At 62.1% G+C, this 2,928-nt stretch carries 2 protein-coding genes and 2 pseudogenes; 1 reads left to right on the top strand and 3 read right to left on the bottom strand.

What is annotated here, in order from left to right; translation table 11 throughout:
* Positions 1-231: 231 nt before the first annotated feature.
* Positions 232-942 carry a hypothetical protein gene (locus tag ACLP9N_RS27160; RefSeq protein ID WP_442410279.1) on the bottom strand — a complete coding sequence of 237 codons (711 nt, stop codon included), beginning with the start codon at positions 940-942 and terminating at the stop codon, positions 232-234.
* 185 nt (positions 943-1,127) lie between these two features.
* Positions 1,128-1,253, bottom strand: a pseudogene (locus ACLP9N_RS27155) (steroid 3-ketoacyl-CoA thiolase); the annotation flags it as partial.
* Positions 1,254-1,375: 122 nt separating this feature from the next.
* On the opposite strand from ACLP9N_RS27155, the gene ACLP9N_RS27150 reads away from it, so the two are divergent.
* The gene (locus ACLP9N_RS27150) at positions 1,376-2,455 is read left to right on the top strand and encodes a medium chain dehydrogenase/reductase family protein (protein WP_442410278.1); all 1,080 of its coding nucleotides are present in this window, start codon (positions 1,376-1,378) and stop codon (positions 2,453-2,455) included.
* 71 nt (positions 2,456-2,526) lie between these two features.
* Here ACLP9N_RS27150 and ACLP9N_RS27145 read toward each other — a convergent pair.
* Positions 2,527-2,652: pseudogene (locus ACLP9N_RS27145) on the bottom strand (steroid 3-ketoacyl-CoA thiolase); the annotation flags it as partial.
* Positions 2,653-2,928 lie beyond the last annotated feature (276 nt).

Genomic DNA, 2,928 nt, shown 5'->3' with positions numbered 1-2,928 from the left:
AGGCGACCGAGGAGCTGCTGGCGTGGTGGGGGTCGCGCGGGAACGCGTAGCGGGGTCGATGCGTCGGAGTAGTCGTGGACTACTGTCTCGCCGGCGACGACGGCACTGCGGCCATCTGGCACGGCCGGGGGCTTGATGACGACTCCGCCTCCACCATCACTGCCACCAGCCGGTTGGTACCCGGGCTCACGCTTAGGAAGGGGCCAACGGTACTGGGACGGGATTTAGGATTCATCTTGTCGGGTTGGGTTCTGGCTCTGGGGCTCTGACACTGCAGTGGCCGTCTGCCGACCATATCCACTCGCTAGACGCAGGGGAATATAGGCCGCGCCGGGTCAGTTCATCTGCCAGCGGCTGGCAGGCACGCAGCGTGCAGCCCGCAATCGCGCCCATCATCGCGGCTGGCATGGGCCTGCCAAACCACACCGACCCCTTCATATATTCGCCCAGCTGTTTTGCCTCCGCACTGCTGTTCCATTCGCCCCAGTGGGTTCCCCCCAGGCTATTGGCCGTTAGGCGCAGTGCGTGCTCAACGGTGAAAACGGCGTCGTTGTAGATGATGAACCCGTGATCCAGGAAATCCTTCCGCGTCAACTCAAGCACCTGGTCCCCAGGCCTGCTCGGTTCACCGCTGAGCAGACTTGGGTTTATCTCTGCAGCGATGTCGACGCGGCGAATCTCGGGATTGGTTTCGTGCAACTTCGCCCACTGGGCGTCGATGTGGGCCTGCAACTCTTGTGAGATTGGCAGCGGTGCTGCCTTCACGACGCGGAATTTCACATCTACAGAGGGCGCGGCCTCAGCCGCGTCATCCAGAAGCTTTTCCAGCAAGATGGGCCGCAGCAGACCGGCAACCTTCAGCAGTTCGTACTCGTCCGGATTGCTCCTCAACTTCCGATCGATGTCGATGAGGGTCTGGACGAACAACTGCTCCACGTGCATGTCGGGTGCGCTCCTCGGTGATGCGTCAATGTTTCGACGGCGCGTTTCCCCCGCGCAGTTCCTCGGCTTCCAGGGTGGCAGACCCCTACGACAGAAGCGGTGCGACACGCCGAGCGGTCAATCCTGGCTCAATCCGGCTGCATACGGTATAAGCCAGCGTGCTGGCATATAGGTCCCGCGCCTCCTTAGGTCAGCCGCTCGATGATGGTGGCGTTGGCCATCCCGCCGCCCTCACACATCGTCTGCAACCCATACCGCCCGCCGCGCTGCTCTAGCGCATTGACCAGCGTGGTCATGATGCGGGCGCCGCTTGGGCGATCAATCCGACTGAACGTTCGATTCCAAGCGCAGGGGAGTTAGCTCAGCAAACATGCCTATCTCGCATATCTTCATAAAATAGCTGTTCACGGGGACTAGGCGTAAAGTCCCGGCCATGACTTGGCAAAAAATCTCTATAACGCAGTTCGGCGGTCCTGAAGTCCTTGATCTGATCGAGGAATCCACCACCCCGGAACCCGGTCCCGGCGAGGTTCGCATCAAAGTGCTCGCTGCAGGGACCGGTTTCACCGACATCTTCATCCGTCGTGGGCGCTACCCGGACTACAAGGGACCGTTGCCCTTCATTCCCGGTTACGACATCGTGGGCCTCGTCGAAAAGGTCGGTCCCGGTGTGGCATCACCACGCGAGGGTCAGACGGTGGCCGATCTGTGCGTCGTCGGCGGCTACACCCAATACGCGATACGCCCCGCAGAGTTCCTGGTGCCGGTGCCCGATGGTGTTGATCCCGCCGAGGCGGTCTGTATCCCTTTGGCTTATCTCACCGCATTTCAAATGCTCACCCGTCACCGGCGACTTGCACCCGGTGCAACGATCCTCGCGATTGGAGCCTCCGGAACTGTGGGCACGGCATTGCTCGACCTGGCGCGCCACTTCGGTCTGAACGCAATCGGCACGTGCTCGGCAGCCAACATGCCGGTAGTGGAGAACTTCGGCGCAAAGGCTATTGACTACCGCGACGGCGACTTCGTCGACGCACTGCACAAGCTCACCGCCGGGGTCGATGCCGTCTTCGACGCCATCGGCGGAGCGCATTTCGCACGGTCCTACGCCTGCCTCGCATCCGGGGGCCTACTCGTGGGGTATGGATCACAAACCATGGCCGACGGACGCGAAGGCTTACTTTCGGCAGGGCTGGGCATCGCCCGACTCAAATTCTGGGACACCTTCAATGTCGTATTCCGCAGACGGCGCGCGAAGTGGTACAGCATCACCTCCCGGCGAAAGACCCACCCCGACGAGTTCAAGGCAGATATGGCTGCACTGTTCGCACTGTTGCGCGACGGTGCCATCCATCCAGTGGTTATCGACCGCCTACCCCTCGCCGCCGCGCCAGAGGTCCACACCCGCATCGACGCTGGCGGCCTCGGCGGAAAGATCGTTCTGACTCCGTGGCCGCCGAAGCCGGACAACACTGCTGCCGTGTTGTCCGCCGATGCACCCTCTCCGATTTGAGACAGTTAGATGTCCCACAGCTCGCCAACCTGCCATCGCTCACCAAGCGTTAGTAGAAGCGGCGAAGCTGCCTAGCCCAAACGCTCGATGATGGTGGCGTTGGCCATGCCGCCGCCCTCGCACATCGTCTGCAGACCGTACCGACCGCCGCGCTGTTCGAGCGCATTGACGAGTGTGGTCACCGCTGGCGCAGCGGACCAGACCACCGACCGCACCGCCGCGCCTAACTACGACGAGGCACGGGGTCTGTTTGTTGGCGGGTACGCAGCGGGTACGCAACTGCGGCGTAACTGCCCCAATCGCTCCAACGCTCACCAACGCATGTTTGAGCAGGTCAAGCCGCAAATTGCGGGTGGATCTGGCCCTGACCTGCGTTGCTGTCCGCCCAGGAACACGTTCCGGTTCAACGTGTTAGACGTTGTTAGTGACGGGTCCGCGGCGCGTTGCGCGGCTGAACGTCTGTCGCTTATCCA

Origin of the sequence: Mycobacterium sp., assembly GCF_052144515.1 — a bacterium.
Classification (GTDB): Bacteria; Actinomycetota; Actinomycetes; order Mycobacteriales; family Mycobacteriaceae; genus Mycobacterium.
Note: the sequence above shows the minus strand (reverse complement) of the source record. Positions and strands in the feature narration are given on the sequence as shown.